The organism is Pseudomonas sp. IPO3747, from assembly GCF_013385245.1.
In the GTDB taxonomy this organism is placed as follows: Bacteria; Pseudomonadota; Gammaproteobacteria; order Pseudomonadales; family Pseudomonadaceae; genus Aquipseudomonas; species Aquipseudomonas edaphica.
Map to the genome: position 1 here is coordinate 25122 of NZ_JACAQL010000011.1, position 21134 is coordinate 46255.

Here is a 21134-nt window from a genome sequence, read left to right on the forward strand (position 1 = left end):
TTAACAAGGTGTAGTTGCGATGAAACGTGTAGGTCTGATCGGTTGGCGCGGTATGGTCGGTTCCGTGCTCATGCAGCGGATGCTGGAAGAGCAGGATTTCGATCTTATTGAGCCGGTGTTTTTCACCACTTCGAACGTAGGTGGCCAAGGGCCGTCCGTGGGCAAGGATATCGCCCCGCTCAAGGACGCCTACAGCATTGAAGAGCTGAAAACCCTCGATGTGATCCTGACCTGCCAGGGTGGCGACTACACCAGCGAAGTCTTCCCCAAGCTGCGCGAAGCCGGCTGGCAGGGTTACTGGATCGACGCCGCCTCCAGCCTGCGCATGCAGGACGACGCGGTGATCATCCTCGACCCGGTGAACCGCAAGGTCATCGACCAGCAACTGGATGCCGGCACCAAGAACTACGTCGGCGGCAATTGCACCGTCAGCCTGATGCTGATGGGCCTGGGCGGCTTGTTCGAAGCCGGCCTGGTTGAGTGGATGAGCGCCATGACTTATCAGGCGGCGTCCGGCGCCGGTGCGCAGAACATGCGTGAACTGATCAAGCAGATGGGCGCGACCCACGCCGCTGTCGCCGATCAACTGGCCGACCCTGCCAGCGCGATCCTCGACATCGACCGCCGCGTGGCCGAAGCCATGCGCAGCGACGCTTACCCGACCGAGAACTTCGGTGTGCCATTGGCCGGCAGCCTGATCCCGTGGATCGACAAGGAACTGCCAAACGGCCAGAGCCGCGAAGAGTGGAAGGCCCAGGCCGAGACCAACAAGATTTTGGGTCGCTTCAAGAGCCCGATCCCGGTCGACGGCATCTGCGTGCGCATCGGCGCCATGCGCTGCCACAGCCAGGCGCTGACCATCAAGCTGAACAAAGACGTGCCGATCGCCGATATCGAAGGGTTGATCAGCCAGCACAACCCGTGGGTCAAGCTGGTGCCGAACAACCGCGACATCAGCATGCAGGAGCTGAGCCCGACCAAGGTCACCGGCACCCTGAATGTACCGGTGGGCCGTCTGCGCAAGCTGAACATGGGCAGCCAGTTCCTCGGCGCGTTCACGGTCGGCGACCAACTGCTGTGGGGCGCTGCCGAGCCGCTGCGTCGCATGCTGCGGATCTTGCTTGAGCGTTGATCGCTTGAAGCCGTAAGAGAAACCCGCGTACTGGTGACAGGCGCGGGTTTTTTGTTGCCCTTGAGGCCGCCATCGCAGGCAAGCCAGCTCCCACATTTTGTTTTGTAAACACATTCAAGGGTGGGAGCTGGCTTGCCTGCGATGAGGCCATCAGCCTCACCACAAAGGCCAGCTTAATTGCCTCACCCCGAGCCACCCGGTAAAGTGCCGCTCCCCCCGCAATGCCCGAGGCAGCCTCCATGACCCAGACCTTTGAAATCGCCGTGATCGGCGCCACTGGCACCGTCGGTGAAACCCTGGTGCAGATTCTCGAAGAACTGGATTTTCCGGTGGGCACCCTCTATCTGCTGGCCGGCAGCAATTCGACCGGCGCCTCCGTGCCGTTTCGCGGCAAGAACGTGCGGGTCAAGGAAGTCGATGAGTTCGATTTCAAAAAAGCGCAGCTTGCCTTCTTTGCGGCCGGCCCGGCCGTTACCTTGAGCTTCGCCCCGCGCGCCACCGCTGCCGGTTGCGCGGTGATCGACTTGTCTGGCGCCTTGCCTGCTGAACAGGCGCCTCAGGTGGTGCCGGAAGCCAATGCCCATGTACTGGACAGTTTGAAAAAGCCCTTCCAACTGAGCAGCCCAAGCCCATCGGCGACCAACCTGGCCGTGGTGCTGGCGCCGTTGCGTGAATTGTTGGAGATCCAGCGTGTCAGCGTCACCGCCAACCTGGCGGTATCCGCCCAGGGCCGTGAAGCCGTCAGCGAGCTGGCGCGACAGACCGCCGAACTGTTGAACGTGCGCCCGCTGGAGCCCAAGTTCTTTGATCGGCAAATGGCCTTCAACCTTTTGGCACAAGTCGGCACGCCAGATGCGAAAGGTCATACAGCCCTGGAGAAACGTCTCGTACACGAACTGCGCGCGGTGCTGGAAACTCCATTGCTGAAGATTTCTGCAACCTGCGTTCAAGCCCCGGTGTTTTTTGGCGATAGCCTGACGGTGTCGTTGCAATTGGGCGCGCCGGTCGATCTGGCAGCGGTGAACCGTGCATTGGAAGCGGCGCCTGGCATCGAACTGGTTGAAGAGGGCGATTACCCCACGGCTGTGGGCGATGCGGTCGGCCAGGATGTGGTCTACGTCGGCCGTGTGCGTGCAGGTGTGGATGACCCGGCGGAACTAAATCTGTGGCTGACGTCAGATAACGTACGCAAGGGCGCGGCACTCAACGCCGTACAGCTGGCGCAGTTGTTGATAAAAGGCCTTGTGTAAAAGATACTTGGCGGCAATTTGTAGATTGATTCTAGCCAGGCGCTATGCTTGGCCCCAAGCGGTAAAGAAGCGCGTCGGTAACCTATCGGCTCGCCATGCCTTATGGCAGCGGTTACCAACCTTCTCGCAGGCCGGGGAGTGTTCAGACAAAGGATGAGGCTATGGTTCAAGTTCGCAAACTGGTGTTAGCAATAGCGGCCGCCTCGGCGCTGTCCTCCGGTATGGCGCAGGCGCTGCAACTTGGGGAGATGACCCTCAAATCGAAGCTGAACCAGCCGTTGTCGGTGGAAATCGAATTGCTCGACGTGGGCGGCCTCACGGCTGCTGAGATCACCCCGAGCCTGGCCTCCGACCAGGCGTTTGTCGATGCAGGCGTTGACCGCCAGGCGTTTCTCAATGACCTGACGTTTACCCCGGTGGTCAACCCCAGCGGCCGCAGTGTGGTGCGCGTCACCTCCAGCAAGCCGCTGCCCGATTCCTACGTACGTTTCCTGCTGCAGGTGCAGTGGCCCAATGGCCGCTTGATGCGCGACTACAGTGTGTTGCTCGACCCTGCCAAGTTCGAGCAGCCGGCGCCGACCGCCAACGCGCCCGCGCCGCGCTTGAGCGCACCGGCCAGCACTGCGGCCGCCAACCCGGCGAAGACCGCCAGCAAATCCGCTCAACACACCACGACCTCTCACGACACCTTGTGGGAAATTGCCGAAAAGAATCGCAACGGTGCGTCGGTGCAGCAAACCATGCTGGCCATCCAGGCGCTTAATCCTGATGCCTTTGTCGACGGCAACATCAATCGCCTGAAAACCGGCCAGGTTCTGCGCCTGCCGGACCGCCAGCAAGCCACCAGCTTGCCGCAGCCCGAGGCGATTGCCGAAGTGACTGCGCAAAATGCTGCCTGGCGCGCAGGTCGTCGCGCAGCCAGTAACCCGGTGGCGGGCAAGCAACAGCTGGACGCGACCAAGCGCACCCAGGCGGGCAATGCGCCGTCGAGCACCACGGCCAAGGACAACTTGAGCCTGGTCTCGGCGGAGTCGGCCAAAAAAGGCGCAAAGGGCAAGGCCGGTGATAGCCGAGCGGTGAGCGATAAACTGGCGATGACCCAGGAGCAGCTGGACACCACCCGTCGCGACAATGAAGAGCTCAAAAGCCGTGCGGCCGACCTGCAAAGCCAACTGGACAAGCTGCAAAAACTGATTCAACTGAAAAACGATCAACTCGCCAGGTTGCAGGCCGGTAACCCTGAGCCGGCGGCGCAGGCGACAGCGGCGATGCCGGCTCAATTGGCAACTGAAGCTACGCCAACGCCTGCACCCGCTGAGGCGGCGCCCGTTGCCGCAGCACCCGCGCCTGAGCCAATCAAGGCGCAGGACACGCCTGCCACCAACGAAGGCAAGTTCAACGAGCTGCTGACCAATCCGATCGTCCTTGGTGTAATCGGTGGCGCGGCTGGCTTGCTGGTGTTGTTGCTTCTGCTGCTGTGGGCGCGCCATCGCAATGCGCGCCTCGAAGAGGAAAAGCACCTGCGCATGGCACGCGCGCTGGCCGAAGAACCGGCATTTACGCCAAATGTGGATCACGATCTGCCTGCGGACAGCTTCGAAGGCCTTGAGGTGGCAGCGCCGAACGTTAAATTGGCTGCTGCTCCTGCGCCGGCGGCGGTTGCTGAGCCTGTGGTGGTGCCATCGGTCGCCTCCGTGCTGGCGCCATTGGCCGTCGCCGTCGCCCCGGAAAACTCCAGTGATGCACTGGCGCAAGCGCAATCCCATATCGACCGTGGCCACCTGAACCAGGCCGCCGATGTGCTGGAGCAGGCGATCAAGCGCGAACCCAAGCGCAGCGACCTGCGCCTGAAGTTGATGGAAGTCTATGGCCTGCAAGGCGACAAGGACGGTTTCGTCACCCAGGAGCGTCAACTGGTGGCCAATGGTGAAAACCATGCCCAGGTCGAGCAGCTCAAAAACCGCTTCCCGGCCATGGCCGTGTTGGCTGCGGGCGTCAGTGCTGCGGTGGCAGCGGCGGCCCTGGATGCTCAATACGTCAAGGACTTGCTCGAAGAAAAGCCCGCCGCGCCTGCCCCGGAGCCTGAGGCGTTCGACACCGATTTCGACCTGAGTCTGGATGACCTGGAAGCGGCGTCACCCACCGTAGTCAGCCCGAAAGACGCGCCGAGCTTTGAGTCGGTGCTGCAACAGCAGACCGAAGCCAAGGCCAGCCCTGATGACCTGTCGGACTTCGACCTGGACTTGCAGCTTGAGGCTCCGTCTTCGCAGGCCGATGACGACTTCCTGTCGGGCCTGGAAGATCAAATGAAGGACGTGCCGGCTGTTGAGCCGCCGACCCTCAAGCCGGCTGCGCTGGACGATTTTGACCTGCCGGAGGACTTCGACCTGTCCCTGGCGGACGAGCCGCAAGCCCCGGCCGTTGCCAAGCCTGATGCATTCGCCTCGGAGCTCGATGACGTCAACGCAGAACTCGATCGCCTGTCTTCGAGCCTCGAGCATCCGCCGATCGAGCCTTCCTTCACCGCTGAAGACGCGGCGTTGGGCGCTGATGAGCCGGAGTTTGACTTCCTTTCCGGCACCGACGAGGTCGCCACCAAGCTGGACTTGGCCCAGGCTTACATCGACATGGGCGATGCGGATGGCGCAAAGGACATCCTCAATGAAGTGCTGACCGAGGGCAGTGAAGAGCAGCGCGATGAAGCCAAGGAAATGCTCGGCAAAATCTAACAATTGATACAAACCCCCTGTGGGAGCTGGTTTGTGTGGGAGCTGGCTTGCCTGCGATGGCGTCAACCGGGTCTCAACTGTAGACCGAGGTGCCTGTATCGCAGGCAAGCCAGCTCCCACACAACAAAAGCGCCCCGCATAGCTCCAGCGCCTTTATAATGCCCGCCTTCGCGCAACTCATCGGGCTCTCAGTTCTTGGCAAATATAGATAACGCGGCTGCCGAAATGGCGGCCGCAGGCTTTAACCGCATCGCCTTGGGCGTGGAATACAAAGGTTCGCGCTATCGCGGCTGGCAGCGCCAGGCTTCAGGTGTGCTGACTGTGCAGGAAACCCTCGAAAACGCGTTGTCGAAGGTGGCTGATTCGCCGGTCTCGCTGATGTGTGCCGGGCGTACCGATGCCGGTGTGCATGCCTGTGGCCAGGTGGTGCACTTTGACACCCAGGCCGAGCGCACGCTGAAAGCCTGGGTGATGGGCGCTAATATCAATTTGCCCCATGACGTCAGCGTGACCTGGGCCAAGGTCATGCCTGCGCATTTTCATGCGCGCTTCAAGGCCATTGCCCGGCGCTACCGCTATGTGATCTACAACGATCAGATCCGCCCGGCGCACCTGAATCAAGAAATCACCTGGAACCACCGCCCGCTGGATGCCGAACGTATGGCCGAGGCCGCCCAGCATCTGGTCGGCGTGCATGATTTCAGCGCCTTCCGTGCGGGGCAATGCCAGGCTAAATCGCCGATCAAGGAAGTCCATCACCTGCGCGTTACCCGTCACGGCAAGATGATCGTGCTGGATATCCGCGCCGGTGCTTTCCTGCACCACATGGTGCGCAATATTGCCGGTGTGCTGATGACCATCGGCACTGGCGAGCGCCCGGTGGAGTGGGCGCGGGAAGTGCTGGAGAGCCGCGTTCGCCGCACCGGCGGTGTCACGGCGCACCCGTTCGGCTTGTACCTGGTGGATGTGGAGTACCGCGACGAGTTTGAATTGCCGCAGCGCTTTATCGGTCCACATTTCCTCACAGGTTTCAGCGAACTTGACGGCTGACGCCTGCAAGCGCTTTTGTTACCATCCGGGACTTTCTCGGCCCAACCCCTGAGGTTTCCACGACATGCCAGCCGTTCGCAGCAAGATTTGCGGGATTACCCGCATAGAAGACGCGCTGGCGGCAGTCGAAGCGGGGGCGGATGCCATCGGTTTCGTGTTTTATGCCAAGAGCCCGCGCGCGGTAAATGTGTTGCAGGCGCGGGCGATTATCGCTGCGCTGCCGCCATTCGTGACCACCGTGGGGCTGTTCGTCAACGCCAGCCGTTGCGAACTCAACGAAACCCTGGATGCCGTGCCGTTGGATATGCTGCAATTTCACGGTGACGAAAGCCCCGATGAATGCGAAAGCTACCAGCGCCCGTACATCAAGGCGCTACGCGTCAAGGCCGGGGATGACATTGCTGCTGCGTGCGCCGCCTATACTGGCGCTCGCGGCATTTTGCTGGATACCTATGTCGAAGGCGTGCCCGGCGGCACGGGTGAGGCGTTCGACTGGACGCTGATTCCCGAAGGCTTGAGCAAGCCGATCATCCTCGCAGGTGGGCTCAATCCCGCGAATGTCGCGGCGGCCATCGAGCAGGTCCGGCCTTATGCGGTGGACGTCAGCGGCGGAGTGGAGCAGGGCAAGGGCATCAAGGATCACCACAAGATTCGCGCATTCATGCAGGCCGTGCGCAACAGCAGTGGCGCGATGTGACGGCTGGCAGTCTGCCGCCGTCCATAACTACCACTGTGTAGAACAGCACCGGTGCCGCCTGCGGGAGGCCCGGAAATGAAGTGGCAACCCTGCGTTGGCAGGTTGTCTGGAAGGCTGAGGATACAGGCGGGAAATGGCCGGTCGAACGTCTGACCCCGTCCAGCCTGTGTCATCGCCACATATGAATTTAGCTCAAGGGCATACGCGGGGCTGTGTTCAAGCCACCGGTACTGGAGAAAGAAAGCATGAGCAACTGGTTAGTAGACAAACTGATCCCTTCGATCATGCGGTCCGAGGTGAAGAAAAGCTCGGTTCCTGAAGGTCTGTGGCACAAGTGCCCATCCTGCGACGCGGTGCTGTACCGCCCGGAGCTGGAAAAGACCCTGGACGTTTGCCCCAAGTGCAACCATCACATGCGTATCGGCGCCCGTGCGCGCATCGACATCTTCCTTGATGCCGACGGCCGTAACGAGCTGGGCGCAGACCTGGAGCCGGTTGACCGTCTCAAGTTCCGCGACGGCAAGAAGTACAAGGACCGCTTGACCGCAGCGCAGAAGCAGACCGGCGAAAAAGACGCGCTGATTTCGGTCAGCGGCAAGCTGCTGGGTATGCCGGTGGTAGTGTCCGCGTTCGAATTTTCCTTCATGGGCGGTTCCATGGGTGCCATCGTCGGCGAGCGTTTTGTACGTGCCGCCAACTACGCGCTGGAAAATCGTTGCCCGATGATCTGCTTCGCTGCCTCTGGTGGTGCGCGCATGCAGGAAGCGCTGATCTCCTTGATGCAAATGGCCAAGACCTCTGCGGTACTGGCGCGTCTGCGTGAAGAAGGCATCCCGTTCATCTCGGTACTGACTGACCCGGTTTACGGCGGTGTTTCCGCCAGCCTGGCGATGCTGGGTGACGTGATCGTCGGTGAGCCCAAAGCACTGATCGGCTTTGCCGGCCCGCGCGTGATCGAGCAGACCGTACGTGAAAAGCTGCCGGAAGGCTTCCAGCGCAGCGAGTTCCTGCTGGAGCATGGTGCGATCGACCTGATCATCCCGCGCGGTGAACTGCGCCCACGCCTGGGTAACCTGCTGGCGCAAATGATGGGCTTGCCGACGCCTGTGTACGTCGCACCTAAAATCGAACCTATCGTTGTTCCGCCGGTGCCAGCAAACCTATGACCCAACGTACCCTGGGCGAATGGCTCGCTTACCTTGAGCAGTTGCATCCGTCAGCCATCGACATGGGCCTGGAGCGCTCGCAACAGGTAGCGGCCCGCCTCGGGTTGGGCCGCCCGGCGCCGCGTGTAATCACGGTGACCGGCACCAACGGCAAAGGCTCTACCTGTGCCTTTGTCGCGGCGCTGCTGCAAGCCCAAGGGCTTAAAGTAGGCGTCTACAATTCTCCGCACCTGCTGCGTTATAACGAGCGGGTGCAGCTCAATGGCATCGAAGCCACTGACGCGCAGCTTTGCGAAGCCTTCGCCGCACTGGATGCCGGCCGTGGCGAAATTTCCCTGACTTACTTTGAAATGGGCACCTTGGCGGCTTTCTGGCTGTTCGAGCGTGCGCAGTTGGATGTGGTCGTGCTGGAAGTCGGGCTTGGCGGGCGTCTGGATACCGTTAACGTGGTGGACGCCGATATCGCGCTGGTAACCAGCATTGGTGTCGACCATGCGGACTATCTGGGCAACACTCGCGAGTCGGTGTCTTATGAAAAGGCCGGGATCTTCCGCCAAGGCAAGCCGGCGCTGTGTGGTGACCTGAACCCGCCGCAGCCTTTGCTGGACAAGGTGCGCGAGCTGGATTGCCCATTTTACCTGCGCGGCCGCGAATTCAATCTCGAAGTTGGCGACCAGCATTGGCAGTGGCGCGGGTGTGATGCGCGTGCCCAGGTGGTAGAGCTGCGGGATTTGCCGCTGCTGAACCTGCCGATGGAAAACGCCGCGCTGGCGCTGCAAGCGTACCTGTTGATGGATCTGCCGTGGAATCCCGAGCAGATTGCTGCCACGTTGCTGGCTACTCGTGTGGTGGGGCGCCTGGATCGCCGCACATTCGAGTGGGAAGGCAAGCGTTTGAACCTGCTGCTGGATGTGGGGCACAACCCGCACGCCGCCGAGTACCTGGCGCAACGTCTGTCACGCACGCCACCTGCCGGTCGTCGCCTGGCGGTGTTCGGGCTGTTGGCTGACAAGGATCTGGACGGTGTGGTTGCGCCGTTACTCGGCAATGTCCAGGCTTGGGCGGTAGCGCCGCTGGACACGCCGCGCAGTCGCCCGGCTGCCGAACTGCAAGTGGCATTGCAGAACCTTGGTGCGTCGGCGGCGTCGTATGCAAGCGTCACTGCAGCGCTTGAGGCGCAATGTGCAGTGGCGACGGCCGAGGACGAGATTCTGTTGTTCGGATCATTTTATTGTGTTGCCGAGGCGCTTGAGTGGTTGGCCCGGCGCTCCACGGAGGAAGCTGCACATGGCATTACTGGATAGCGCATACAAGCAGCGAATGGTCGGAGCCCTGGTATTGGTGGCGTTGGCGGTGATTTTCCTGCCGATGCTGTTTTCGCGCCAGGACGAACAGCGCCAGGTCGTGGTCGAGGCACCGGCAGCGCCACAGGCGCCAGCGATGCCGCAAGTTCAGGTGGAGCCGGTGGTGGTGCCTGAGCCGCAGACGCTGCCTGAAGAACCGGTGCCGAGCGATGATGAGGTGGCTGCGCAAACGACTCCAGCGGCGCCAGCAGTGCCGGTGCAACAGAGTGTGCCGGTGGTCAAGCCGGCGCCCGCTCCAGCGGCCCCGGTGGTGGCTGCCAAACCTGCTGCGCCAGCCCCTGCGCCCAAGCCTGTAGCGCCACAACCAGCCGCGCCGGGCAAGCCGGATGTCGGTCAAAGCCGTATCGACCCGAATGGTCTGCCGATCAGTTGGTCGATCCAGCTCGCCAGCCTGGCCAACCGTGAAAGCGCCGATGCCTTGCAGAAAAAGTTGCGTGCCCAGGGGTATAACGCCTATATCCGCAGTGCCGACGGCAAAAATCGCGTATTTATCGGGCCGCTGATCGAGCGCGCCGAAGCGGATCGCCTGCGTGACCTGCTGGGGCGACAGCAGAACCTGAATGGGTTTGTGGTGCGGTTCCAGCCTGAGCGCGGCTGAGTAAAGGGTTGGAATGCAGGGCAAATGTGGGAGCTGGCTTTTGTGGGAGCCAGCTCCCACATTGTTTTTGGGTGGTCTTGAGATTGCTCAACCCATTGATTTGCAAAGCACCCACAATCACAGCTTACCGATAGCCCAGCGCTCTGCTAAAATGCGCCGCCTTATCCGTACGTAGGCTGCACTGTGCCATTTACCTGGGTTGATTGGGCGATCGTAGCAATCGTCGCCATCTCCGCTTTGATCAGTCTAAGCCGCGGCTTCGTAAAAGAAGCACTGTCGTTGCTGACCTGGATCATCGCAGGAGTTGTAGCCTGGATGTTCGGTGGTTCACTGTCGGTTTACCTGGCCGGGTATATCGAAACACCTTCGGCTCGCGTCATTGCGGGCTGCGCCATCATGTTCATCGCCACGCTGTTGGTGGGGGCAATGGTCAATTATCTTATTGGCGAGTTGATACGTGTCACCGGCCTCTCCGGGACCGATCGATTTCTCGGCATGGCCTTCGGCGCCGCACGTGGCGGCTTGCTGGTGGTTGTGGCGGTCGGGCTGTTGAGCCTGGGGCCGGTACAGCAGGATTCGTGGTGGCAGGAGTCGGTACTCGTGCCAAAATTTCTATTGGTTGCAGATTGGTCCAAGAACCTCATATTGGGGTGGAGCAGTCAGTGGCTGGCCAGCGGAATCAGCGTACCCGCTGATCTTTCGTTCAAGGAACACCTCTTGCCGGCCAAAACGCCTCAGTAAGTAGTGTTCAGTCAAGATTCATTAAGTAGGGGTTGCGTCGCATGTGTGGCATCGTCGGTATCGTCGGTAAGTCGAACGTCAATCAGGCGCTGTATGACGCGCTAACCGTCCTCCAGCACCGCGGCCAGGACGCTGCCGGTATTGTGACCAGCCACGACGGCCGGTTATTCCTGCGCAAGGACAATGGCCTGGTGCGTGACGTGTTCCATCAGCGTCACATGCAGCGCCTCGTCGGGCACATGGGCATTGGCCATGTGCGTTACCCGACTGCCGGTAGCTCGACCTCGGCCGAAGCTCAACCGTTTTACGTCAACTCGCCTTACGGCATCACCCTGGCGCACAACGGTAACCTGACCAACGTTGAACAGCTGGCCAAGGAGATTTACGAATCTGACCTGCGCCACGTCAACACCAACTCCGACTCGGAAGTGCTGCTCAACGTGTTCGCACATGAGCTGGCCCAGCGCGGCAAGTTGCAGCCGACCGAAGAAGATGTATTCGCTGCCGTGACCGACGTGCACAACCGTTGTGTCGGTGGTTATGCCGTCGTCGCAATGATCACCGGTTATGGCATCGTCGGTTTCCGTGACCCGCACGGCATTCGCCCGATCGTGTTCGGCCAGCGTCACACCGACGAAGGCGTCGAGTACATGATCGCGTCCGAAAGCGTGTCCCTGGACGTGCTCGGCTTCACCCTGATCCGCGACCTCGCGCCGGGCGAAGCCGTATACATCACCGAAGACGGCAAGCTGCACACCCGTCAGTGCGCGATTGCGCCGAAACTCACTCCGTGCATCTTCGAACACGTCTACCTGGCGCGTCCGGACTCGATCATCGACGGTGTTTCGGTGTACAAGGCGCGCCTGCGCATGGGCGAGAAGCTGGCCGAGAAAATCCTGCGCGAGCGTCCTGAGCACGATATCGACGTGGTGATCCCGATCCCGGACACCAGCCGTACCGCTGCGCTGGAGCTGGCCAACCACTTGGGCGTCAAGTTCCGCGAAGGTTTCGTCAAGAACCGTTATATCGGCCGTACCTTCATCATGCCTGGCCAGGCGGCGCGCAAGAAGTCGGTGCGCCAGAAGCTCAACGCCATTGAGCTGGAATTCCGCGGCAAGAACGTGATGCTGGTCGACGACTCCATCGTGCGCGGCACCACCTGCAAGCAGATCATCCAGATGGCCCGCGAAGCCGGTGCGAAGAACGTGTACTTCTGCTCCGCCGCGCCTGCCGTGCGTTACCCGAACGTGTACGGTATCGACATGCCGAGCGCCCACGAGCTGATCGCCCACAACCGTTCGACCCAGGATGTAGCCGACCTGATCGGTGCCGACTGGTTGATCTATCAGGACCTGCCGGACCTGATCGAGGCGGTCGGTGGTGGCAAGATCAAGATCGCCGAGTTTGACTGCGCCGTGTTCGACGGCAAGTACGTGACCGGTGATGTCGACGAGGCTTACCTGAACAAGATCGAGCAGGCGCGTAACGACTCGTCGAAGATCAAGACCCAGGCGGTCAGTGCGATCATCGATCTGTACAACAACTGAGTAAACACCGGCCCTGAGGGGCCGGTTTTGTATCTTAAATAGAGTATTGAGTAAGGAGTCGCAGCATGAGTCAGGAATGGGATGCCGGTCGGTTGGACAGCGACCTCGATGGCGTAGCTTTCGATACCCTGGCTGTGCGCGCCGGTCAGCACCGCACCCCGGAAGGTGAGCACGGTGACCCGATGTTCTTCACCTCCAGCTATGTGTTCCGCACCGCAGCCGACGCGGCTGCGCGCTTTGCCGGTGAAGTGCCGGGCAACGTTTACTCGCGTTACACCAACCCGACCGTGCGTGCGTTCGAAGAGCGTATCGCGGCCCTGGAAGGCGCTGAGCAGGCGGTGGCCACGGCGACCGGTATGGCTGCGATCCTGGCAGTGGTGATGAGCCTGTGCAGTGCTGGCGACCATGTGCTGGTGTCGCGCAGTGTGTTCGGCTCCACCATCAGCCTGTTCGAGAAGTACTTCAAGCGCTTCGGCATCGAAGTGGACTACGTGCCCCTGGCGGATCTGTCCGGCTGGGATGCGGCGATCAAGGCCAACACCAAGCTGCTGTTCGTCGAGTCGCCGTCCAATCCGCTGGCCGAGTTGGTAGATATCGCCGCGTTGTCCGAAGTGGCCCACGCCAAGGGCGCGATGCTGGTGGTCGATAACTGCTTCTGTACGCCGGCGCTGCAACAGCCGTTGAAGCTGGGCGCGGACATTGTTGTGCACTCTGCCACCAAGTTCATCGACGGCCAGGGCCGTTGCATGGGCGGCGTAGTCGCCGGCCGCAGCGAGCAGATGAAGGAAGTGGTGGGTTTCTTGCGCACCGCCGGGCCGACTCTGAGCCCGTTCAATGCGTGGATCTTCCTCAAAGGCCTGGAGACCCTCAGCCTGCGGATGAAGGCCCATTGCGCCAATGCCCAGGCCCTGGCCGAGTGGCTGGAGCAACAGGACGGGATTGAGAAAGTCCATTACGCCGGTCTCAAGAGCCACCCGCAACACGCGCTGGCCCAGCGTCAGCAGCGTGGTTTCGGCGCGGTGGTGAGCTTTGAAGTAAAAGGCGGCAAAGACGGCGCCTGGCGCTTTATCGACGCAACGCGCCTGATCTCCATCACGGCCAACCTGGGTGACAGCAAGACCACCATCACCCACCCCAGCACCACCTCCCACGGGCGCCTGGCGCCACAGGAGCGTGAAGCGGCCGGCATCCGTGACAGCCTGATCCGCATTGCAGTGGGCCTGGAAGACGTAGCCGACCTGCAAGCTGACCTGGCTCGCGGGCTGGCTGCCTTGTGATCGAGTGGTCCATGGAAACAGCAGCGGCCGGTAACGGCCGTGTTGCGCTGGTGACGGGCGCCGCCCGAGGCATTGGCCTCGGCATCGCGGCATGGCTGATCAGCGAAGGCTGGCAGGTGGTGTTGACCGACCTGGACCGCGAGCGCGGCTCCAAGGTGTCCAAGGTGCTGGGTGACAACGCCTGGTTTATCAGCATGGACGTGGCCGACGAGAAGCAGGTCGCCCAAGGCGTTGCCGAAGTGCTCGGTCAGTTCGGTCGCCTGGACGCGTTGGTGTGCAACGCCGCGGTGGCCGACCCGCGCAATATCACCCTCGAAAGCCTCGACCTGGCGTACTGGAACCGCGTGCTGGCGGTAAATCTCAGCGGGCCGATGCTGCTGGCCAAGCACTGTGCACCGTACCTGCGTGCCCATGGCGGCGCGATCGTCAACCTGGCCTCGACCCGCGCGCGTCAATCGGAGCCCGACACCGAGGCCTACGCGGCGAGCAAGGGCGGGCTGTTGGCCCTGACTCACGCGCTGGCCATAAGTCTTGGGCCGGAGGTGCGGGTCAATGCCGTCAGCCCTGGCTGGATCGATGCGCGTGATCCAGCGGCGCGGCGTGCCGAGCCTTTGACCGATGCCGATCATGCCCAGCATCCGGCGGGCAGGGTGGGCACGGTTGAGGATGTGGCGGCGATGGTGGCGTGGCTGCTGTCGCGTCAGGCAGGGTTTGTCACTGGCCAAGAGTTTGTGGTCGACGGCGGCATGAGCAAGAAGATGATTTACAGCGAGTAGGGCGGGTAGCCGCCTTGAAGCAATTTTGTCTTTTTCAGAAAAACTTCAAGCAGGCTATTGACTTAGGTCTGCTACCTGCGTAAATTTCGCGGCCTCAACGAAGCAAAGGGTGATTAGCTCAGCTGGGAGAGCATCTGCCTTACAAGCAGAGGGTCGGCGGTTCGATCCCGTCATCACCCACCACTTCTTGAGAGTTTTGCCTTCGGGCAAGACGCAACGTTAAAGGTTGCACCGACGCGCAGCGGTAGTTCAGTCGGTTAGAATACCGGCCTGTCACGCCGGGGGTCGCGGGTTCGAGTCCCGTCCGCTGCGCCATATTTTCCAGGTCCGATTTGTCGGGTTTGAGATTGAAAGGCTTAGGCTGATCAGTCATACGTTTAAAGACGGTTGAGGGTTTAGGCTCAACTGGTCAAGCGATACGCAGCGGTAGTTCAGTCGGTTAGAATACCGGCCTGTCACGCCGGGGGTCGCGGGTTCGAGTCCCGTCCGCTGCGCCATATCTGCCCCAAGGCCCGCTGAACGCCTTGGAGCACAAAGCAAGCGTTAAGCTGCTTTGACCCGATAGCAAAGACCCTGGTCGAAAGACCGGGGTTTTTTGTGTCTGTGATTTGATATTTTGGGTTGAGCTTCTTCTGCAGCTGCCACTGGTCAATGTGGGGGCTGGTTTGCCTGCGATAGCTTCACCTCGGTCCAAGGTAAGGCCATCGTCGGCAGCCAGCTATCGCAATCAGAACCCCAGCTTATCCCGCAGCCCGTAATACCATGCGCCCAGCGCCGCAAACGGTGTGCGCAACAGCTGCCCACCCGGGAATGGGTAGTGCGGCAGGTCGGCAAACGCGTCAAAACGCTCTGCCTGGCCTCTCAACGCTTCTGCCAGCACCTTGCCAGCCAGGTGCGTGTACGTCACGCCGTGGCCACTGCAGCCTTGTGAGTAATAAATGTTGTCGCCCAGGCGACCCACCTGTGGCAGGCGCGACAGGGTCAGCAGGAAATTGCCGGTCCAGGCGTAATCTATCTTCACATCCTTGAGCTGCGGGAAGGCCTTGAGCATCTTCGGGCGGATGATCGCTTCGATGTTGGCCGGGTCGCGCGCGCCATACACCACGCCACCGCCGAAGATCAGGCGCTTGTCACTGGTGAGGCGGTAGTAGTCCAGCAAGTAGTTGCAGTCCTCGACGCAGTAGTCCTGCGGCAGCAAGGTCTTGGCCAGTTCATCGCCCAGCGGCGCGGTGGTGATGACCTGGGTGCCGCACGGCATCGACTTGGCCGCCAGCTCCGGCACCAGGTTGCCCAGGTAGGCATTGCCCGCGACGATGATGAACTTGGCCCTGACCTTGCCCTCGGCGGTGTGTACCACAGGGTTGGCGCCGCGCTCGATGCGCACCGCCGCAGACTGCTCGTAAATCGTGCCGCCCAGGGACTCCACCGCCGCTGCTTCGCCCAGTGCCAGGTTGAGCGGGTGAATATGGCCGCCGCTCATGTCCAGCAGGCCGCCGACATAGTTGTCACAGGCCACCACTTCGCGGATACGGCGCTCATCCAGCAACTCAAGCTGCGTATGGCCGTAGCGCTCCCACAGGCGCTGCTGCGACTCCAGGTGGCCCATGTGCTTGCTGTTGAGTGCAGCGAACACACCGCCGTCCTTCAAGTCGCACTGGATCTGGTACTTGGCCACGCGCTCACGAATGATCCTGCCGCCCTCAAACGCCATCTGCCCCAGCAACTGCGCCTGCTTGGGGCCAACGCTGCGTTCGATCACGTCGATGTCGCGGCTATAGCTGTTGACGATCTGCCCACCATTGCGGCCCGAGGCGCCAAAGCCGACCTTGGCGGCTTCCAGTACCGTCACGCGAAAACCGTTCTCCAGCAGAAACAGCGCGCTGGACAGGCCGGTATAACCGGCGCCAATCACGCAGACATCGGTTTCGACTTCACCTTGCAGCACCGGGCGTGGCGGAACCGCATTCGCGGACGCGGCGTAATACGACTGGGGGTAGGGGGTGTTCGCCATCCTGGAACCTCTGTTTTATATTTTTTACGAGTGCGCCGATCCTACCTGAGTTGAAAATTGCCTGCCAGCCACCCGAAAACCCCGGGCATGCCTTTCACAAATAAAAAATTCGCATATTCATAGGGTTAGCTGCAAAAAAGATGTTGACACCCCTTCGGAATTCCGTAGAATGCCGCCTCACAGCAGGCACGTAGCTCAGTTGGTTAGAGCACCACCTTGACATGGTGGGGGTCGTTGGTTCGAGTCCAATCGCGCCTACCAAACAAAATCCGCTCTGCTGGGCGGTCTGGAAGGGCTCACCGAAAGGTGGGCCCTTTTTTGTTGTCTGCGATTTGCAAAACTTCCTTATCAACACTCCCGCCGCCATCGTTATGCTTTTACCCGTCGTGCTGCTGCTCTTCTGCAAGCTTATCGAATGCCGCCTGGGCGTTCATCACAGCTTCAGAATGTTGGAGCGTCCACCTATATAACGCACGAAATGGCTCTTCCAGCGTATGCCCCAGGTCCGTAACGCTGTACTCGACCGCGACTTGAGAAGAGGGAATGACGCGGCGCGACAAAATGCCATTGCGCTCCAGGCGACGCAGGCTTTGCGTGAGCGCTTTTTGCGTAATGCCGTCGAGTCGACGTTTGATTTCATTGAAGCGCAGCGGGCTTTTACAGAGCGTTGCCAGTATCAATACGGACCATTTGTCCGCGATCTGATCGAGCAGTATCCGGCTGGTGCAATCAGCGGCGTAGACGACTGGAGGGTTCTCGTTTTGCCCCAACGCCTGAATAGCTTTTTCCTGCATGTAGTTTCCTCGGGTATACCTGAGCACTTTTAAGTGCCTTATTGATATTAGGTATACAACTTATACCATGGAGTTTCCTTTTGCTCGGAGCATCTCTCAATGAGTTCTACGAATCTCGACTCTCTATTTCAGCCGTTCACGATCAAGTCCTTGACCCTGAAGAATCGAATTGTAATGGCGCCTATGACGCGCGCTTTCGCCAAGGGCGGTGTGCCTGACGAACAAATCGCCGCCTATTACCGCAAGCGTGCGGAAAACCAGGTCGGGTTGATTCTGTCTGAGGGGACTGTGGTGGATCGTCCGGGCGCTCGTAATATGTCGCGGATTCCGTTTTTCCATGGCGATGAATCACTCGCAGGCTGGAAAGCAGTAATCGATGGTGTTCATCGCGCCGGTGGCAAAATGGGGCCGCAGATCTGGCACGTCGGGGCCGCGCCCAGTTTCCAGGAAGACTGGGCGCCCGCCGGTGGGTTTGAGAGCCCGTCGGGGCTTGCCGGCCCGCAGAAACCACTGGGGCAGGCCATGAATGATGAGGCGATTGCCGACACCATTGCGGCGTTCGCCAAGGCCGCTGCTGACGCCAAGCGGCTGGGGTTTGATACCGTCGAAATACACGGTGCCCACGGATACCTGCTGGACCAGTTTTTCTGGACAGGTACGAATGAACGCTCCGACCACTTCAACGGCGCAACGATCAAGGAGCGTTCACGGTTCGCGGCGGAAGTGGTCAAGGCCATACGCGCAGCCGTAGGGCCGGATTTCCCGGTCATTCTGCGTCTGAGTCAGTGGAAGCAGCAGGATTACAGCGCCCGATTGGCTACGACGCCTGAAAGCATGTCCGATTGGCTGGTGCCACTGGTGGAGGCCGGTGTGGACGTTTTGCATTGCTCTCAACGGCGCTTCTGGGAAGCCGAGTTCCCGGAACTGGACGGCGAGCAGGGTCTGAACTTTGCCGGCTGGGCCAAAAAGCTGACGGGCGCTGCGACTATCAGTGTCGGCTCTGTGGGGTTGTCCGGCGACTTCCTCGGCGCCTTCAGCGGCGAAAGCTCCCAACCGGCAGCCATCGACAATTTGGTGCAGCGATTGGAGAAAGAGGAGTTCGACTTGATCGCTGTTGGGCGAGCACTGTTGAGTGACGCGCAGTGGGTGAGGAAAATTCGATCGGGCAATTCGGCCGACTTGAAGCCTTTTGACGTAAAAGATTTGGCCGAGCTGGCCTGAGTCTCACACTTCTGACACGTGCAAAACCTTGAGTGTTGAAGGGCTCACCGAAAGGTGGGCTCTTTTTTTGGCTGGAATTTTGCCAATACCTGCCCATACCGCTTTGCGGGTTACTGCGCTGAGAACTGCTAGCAGAACAGCGTAGCCACCGATAACAGGCAGATAATCTGTGCAAACATCTGGCACCGTATCTCACCATTTGTTGTCGCCATACTCGTTTGTCCGGCGTACATAGCGGCTGCCTCCATCGGCAATACTGCGCTGAGCGCTGCGCAGGACCGCGCAACACTGTATTGAGTATAGGTCTGGAACGAGATCCATGCTGTCGAGACGACTTAAGGTGATTGAGCGCCGCTGGGTTAATGAAACTGGCGCAGATCCACTCAGGTTTGGTGCGCCCAAGGCATACTGAGGAACGATTGAATTCAACCCATGGAGTCCGTAATGGAATTGGCAATGGAAGTATCGTTCGACGTGACGGCGCAGGAGCGCGAGGCCATTCTCAAGCCGCTGCGGGCTTTCAACCGCAGCCACACCGGCCAGATGCCGTCCGAAACGGTCGGTATTTTGCTGCGTGATCCCGCTTCTCAAGAAGTAGTGGGCGGTCTTTACGGGGAGATTTCCTTCGGGTGGTTGTTCATTGAACTGTTGAGCATTCCCGACCAGATGCGCACCCAAGGCACGGGCACGCGATTGATGCGTGCGGCTGAAGACCTGGCCCGTGAACGCGGATGCGAGGGCATCTGGCTGGACACTTTCAGCTTCCAGGCGCCCGGGTTTTATCGCAAGCAGGGCTTCACTGAATTTGGCCACATTGCTGATTTCCCGCCGGGCCATAAACGCCATTTTTTCCACAAGCGCTTGAGCTGAACTCCCTCAAAGCGCCGGGCCACCCGGCGCCCATCACCGACAAAATTTATTGGTTTGCAGCAACAATTTTTCTTGTTGGACACCTCCCGCCCCCAAGCAGCACAGTTGCCGCCACTGACGCTCGACCTCCCAGGTCAACAATAAAAAACCACGTCGGGCTGCACGCCACTTTCATGCTGTGAACCCTTTGTTCACACCTGCCGTCATGGCGCCGCAGCGCGCATTCTAGGACTTAATCGTCATGCAAACTGTTGTGAACCTATGGCCGTTGATCGGCGTACTTGTCATCGTGGTTGGCTTTGTCCTGCGCTTCAATCCGTTGCTGGTGGTGACCGCCGCAGCCATTGCCACGGGGCTTGCCGCCCACTTCCCGCTGGAAAAAATCCTCGCCAGCATGGGCGAAGGCTTCCTTCAGACCCGCGCCTTGCAATTGATCCTGTTACTGCCCCTAGCCGTTATTGGGCTGCTGGAGCGCCATGGCCTGCGCCTGCATGCGCAGAACTGGATCGCCCGCTTCGAGCGCGCCACGGTGGGGCGCTTGTTGATCATGTATCTATTTGTGCGCGAGTCCACGGCCGCCATGGGCCTCACCAGCCTGGGCGGGCATCCGCAGATGGTGCGCCCGCTGTTGGCACCGATGGCCGAAGGCGCAGCGGAAAAACGCTACGGCAAGCTGCCGGACAAGGTGCGCCACAAGGTGTTGGCGATGTGTGCGGCGACCGATAACGTCGGGCTGTTTTTCGGTGAAGACATCTTTGTTGCCTTTGGTGCGATTGCGCTGATGCACACCTTCCTGCTCGGTTCGGGGATTGATGTGGAGCCGTTGCACATCGCGGTGTGGGGCATTCCGACGGCGATCTGTGCGTTTATCATCCATGCGATTCGCCTGCACCGGTTCGACCGAAGGCTTACCCGCGAGATGACGCCCGTCGCGACGCCGGTGGAGTCTGCGCAATGATTATCTCGATTGAGTGCCTGTACTGGCTTGCTGGCATTCTGCTGTTGATTACCGCAGGCATGATCCTGCTGGATCGTACCCATCCCAAGCGCTGGTCCAGCGCGGTATTCTGGTTGCTGTTTGCCATTCCGTTCCTGGTCGGGGAGCGTTTGCCGCCGGTGGTTATCGGCGTTGGCGTGGTGGTGATGGCGTTGATCGCAGGTTTGGGTGGCGTGGGGCGCGGTGTGCATGCCCAGTTGCATGACAAGTCTGCCCGTGCCAGTGCCGGTCGGCTTGGCCACAAGCTGTTTATCCCAGCGTTGGCCATTCCGCTGACCACCGTGATTGGCTCGGTATTGCTCAAGCACACCGAAATCGGTGGCGTGCCATTGCTGGACCCGAAAAACACCACTTTTGTCTCCTTGGGCATCGGCTGCCTGATCGCCCTCGGCCTGGCCTGTTGGTTGACCCGCGACACACCGGTGCAAGCCTTGCGTGAATCCCGACGCCTGACCGAAGCCTTGGGCTGGGCCATGGTGCTGCCGCAAATGCTCGCCATGCTCGGCTTGCTGTTCAATGAAGCCGGGGTCGGCACAGCGGTTGCCCATGTCACCACCACCTATATCAACCTGGATTTCAAGCTGGTGGCGGTGATGGTGTATGTATTGGGCATGGCGCTGTTTACCGTGATCATGGGCAATGGTTTTGCGGCGTTCCCGGTGATGACCGGCGGTGTCGGCGTGCCGGTGCTGGTGGGCATCTATGGCGGCAACCCGGCGGTGATGGCGGCGATTGGCATGTTCTCCGGCTATTGCGGCACGTTGATGACGCCGATGGCGGCCAACTTCAATATTGTCCCGGCGGCCTTGCTGGAGTTGCCCGACAAGAACGCGGTCATCAAGGCGCAGCTGCCGACGGCACTGATGATGCTGGTGGTCAATATTGTGCTGCTTTACCTGTTGATGTGAGGCCAG

The 21134-nt window shown here is 60.5% G+C and carries 18 protein-coding genes and 4 tRNA genes; 20 read left to right on the forward strand and 2 right to left on the reverse strand.

Features of this window, described 5'->3' with window-relative positions; translation table 11 throughout:
- Positions 1-19: 19 nt before the first annotated feature.
- From asd to HX790_RS17765, 15 genes are all read left to right on the forward strand, one after another.
- A complete protein-coding gene (gene asd, locus HX790_RS17695) occupies positions 20-1132 on the forward strand; it encodes an aspartate-semialdehyde dehydrogenase (protein WP_017138739.1) in 1113 nt (370 codons plus the stop codon).
- A 239-nt stretch (positions 1133-1371) separates the two neighbouring features.
- Entirely contained in the window at positions 1372-2382 is a 1011-nt protein-coding gene (locus HX790_RS17700; RefSeq protein WP_176991850.1) for an aspartate-semialdehyde dehydrogenase, read from the forward strand.
- Between the two features lie 161 nt (positions 2383-2543).
- Positions 2544-5111, forward strand: coding sequence for a FimV family protein (locus HX790_RS17705; RefSeq protein WP_176991851.1), 2568 nt, complete (start codon positions 2544-2546; stop codon positions 5109-5111).
- A gap of 225 nt (positions 5112-5336) precedes the next feature.
- Positions 5337-6161, forward strand: a complete 825-nt coding sequence (gene truA / locus HX790_RS17710; protein ID WP_026013815.1) for a tRNA pseudouridine(38-40) synthase TruA — start codon at positions 5337-5339, stop codon at positions 6159-6161.
- A 64-nt stretch (positions 6162-6225) separates the two neighbouring features.
- The gene (locus tag HX790_RS17715) at positions 6226-6858 is read left to right on the forward strand and encodes a phosphoribosylanthranilate isomerase (protein WP_017138743.1); all 633 of its coding nucleotides are present in this window, start codon (positions 6226-6228) and stop codon (positions 6856-6858) included.
- Positions 6859-7103: 245 nt separating this feature from the next.
- Positions 7104-8024, forward strand: coding sequence for an acetyl-CoA carboxylase, carboxyltransferase subunit beta (accD, locus tag HX790_RS17720; protein WP_003234319.1), 921 nt, complete (start codon positions 7104-7106; stop codon positions 8022-8024).
- On the forward strand, positions 8021-9328 hold the full coding sequence (folC, locus tag HX790_RS17725; RefSeq protein WP_099548305.1) for a bifunctional tetrahydrofolate synthase/dihydrofolate synthase: 1308 nt from the start codon (positions 8021-8023) through the stop codon (positions 9326-9328). The genes accD and folC overlap by 4 nt, the downstream gene beginning before the upstream one ends.
- Entirely contained in the window at positions 9312-9986 is a 675-nt protein-coding gene (locus HX790_RS17730) for an SPOR domain-containing protein (RefSeq protein WP_138453023.1), read from the forward strand. Before folC ends, HX790_RS17730 begins: the two co-directional genes overlap by 17 nt.
- 183 nt (positions 9987-10169) lie before the next feature.
- Positions 10170-10727 (forward strand): CvpA family protein, encoded by a 558-nt coding sequence (locus tag HX790_RS17735; protein WP_176991852.1) that lies wholly within the window; start codon positions 10170-10172, stop codon positions 10725-10727.
- Between the two features lie 41 nt (positions 10728-10768).
- On the forward strand, positions 10769-12274 hold the full coding sequence (purF, locus tag HX790_RS17740; RefSeq protein WP_017138746.1) for an amidophosphoribosyltransferase: 1506 nt from the start codon (positions 10769-10771) through the stop codon (positions 12272-12274).
- A 65-nt stretch (positions 12275-12339) separates the two neighbouring features.
- A complete protein-coding gene (locus tag HX790_RS17745; protein ID WP_017138747.1) occupies positions 12340-13551 on the forward strand; it encodes an O-succinylhomoserine sulfhydrylase in 1212 nt (403 codons plus the stop codon).
- Between the two features lie 11 nt (positions 13552-13562).
- The gene (locus HX790_RS17750; RefSeq protein WP_020372699.1) at positions 13563-14327 is read left to right on the forward strand and encodes an SDR family oxidoreductase; all 765 of its coding nucleotides are present in this window, start codon (positions 13563-13565) and stop codon (positions 14325-14327) included.
- A gap of 107 nt (positions 14328-14434) precedes the next feature.
- A tRNA-Val gene (locus tag HX790_RS17755) sits at positions 14435-14510 on the forward strand.
- Positions 14511-14565: 55 nt separating this feature from the next.
- Positions 14566-14642: transfer RNA gene (locus HX790_RS17760), tRNA-Asp, on the forward strand.
- 105 nt (positions 14643-14747) lie between these two features.
- Positions 14748-14824: transfer RNA gene (locus HX790_RS17765), tRNA-Asp, on the forward strand.
- 230 nt (positions 14825-15054) lie between these two features.
- Here HX790_RS17765 and HX790_RS17770 read toward each other — a convergent pair.
- The gene (locus HX790_RS17770; protein WP_017138749.1) at positions 15055-16338 is read right to left on the reverse strand and encodes an FAD-binding oxidoreductase; all 1284 of its coding nucleotides are present in this window, start codon (positions 16336-16338) and stop codon (positions 15055-15057) included.
- 184 nt (positions 16339-16522) lie between these two features.
- On the opposite strand from HX790_RS17770, the gene HX790_RS17775 reads away from it, so the two are divergent.
- Positions 16523-16599, forward strand: a tRNA-Val gene (locus HX790_RS17775).
- 116 nt (positions 16600-16715) lie between these two features.
- Here HX790_RS17775 and HX790_RS17780 read toward each other — a convergent pair.
- A complete protein-coding gene (locus tag HX790_RS17780; RefSeq protein WP_017138750.1) occupies positions 16716-17132 on the reverse strand; it encodes a helix-turn-helix domain-containing protein in 417 nt (138 codons plus the stop codon).
- Positions 17133-17231: 99 nt separating this feature from the next.
- Here HX790_RS17780 and HX790_RS17785 point away from each other — a divergent pair, with 99 nt between their 5' ends.
- The 4 genes from HX790_RS17785 (at position 17232) to HX790_RS17800 (ending at position 21128) form a co-directional block, all read left to right on the forward strand.
- Entirely contained in the window at positions 17232-18353 is a 1122-nt protein-coding gene (locus HX790_RS17785; protein WP_099549906.1) for an NADH:flavin oxidoreductase, read from the forward strand.
- A 444-nt stretch (positions 18354-18797) separates the two neighbouring features.
- The gene (locus tag HX790_RS17790; protein ID WP_017138753.1) at positions 18798-19223 is read left to right on the forward strand and encodes an N-acetyltransferase; all 426 of its coding nucleotides are present in this window, start codon (positions 18798-18800) and stop codon (positions 19221-19223) included.
- A gap of 241 nt (positions 19224-19464) precedes the next feature.
- Complete coding sequence (locus HX790_RS17795) at positions 19465-20181, forward strand: DUF969 domain-containing protein (RefSeq protein ID WP_176991853.1); 717 nt, start codon at positions 19465-19467, stop codon at positions 20179-20181.
- Complete coding sequence (locus HX790_RS17800) at positions 20178-21128, forward strand: DUF979 domain-containing protein (RefSeq protein WP_176991854.1); 951 nt, start codon at positions 20178-20180, stop codon at positions 21126-21128. The genes HX790_RS17795 and HX790_RS17800 overlap by 4 nt, the downstream gene beginning before the upstream one ends.
- Positions 21129-21134 lie beyond the last annotated feature (6 nt).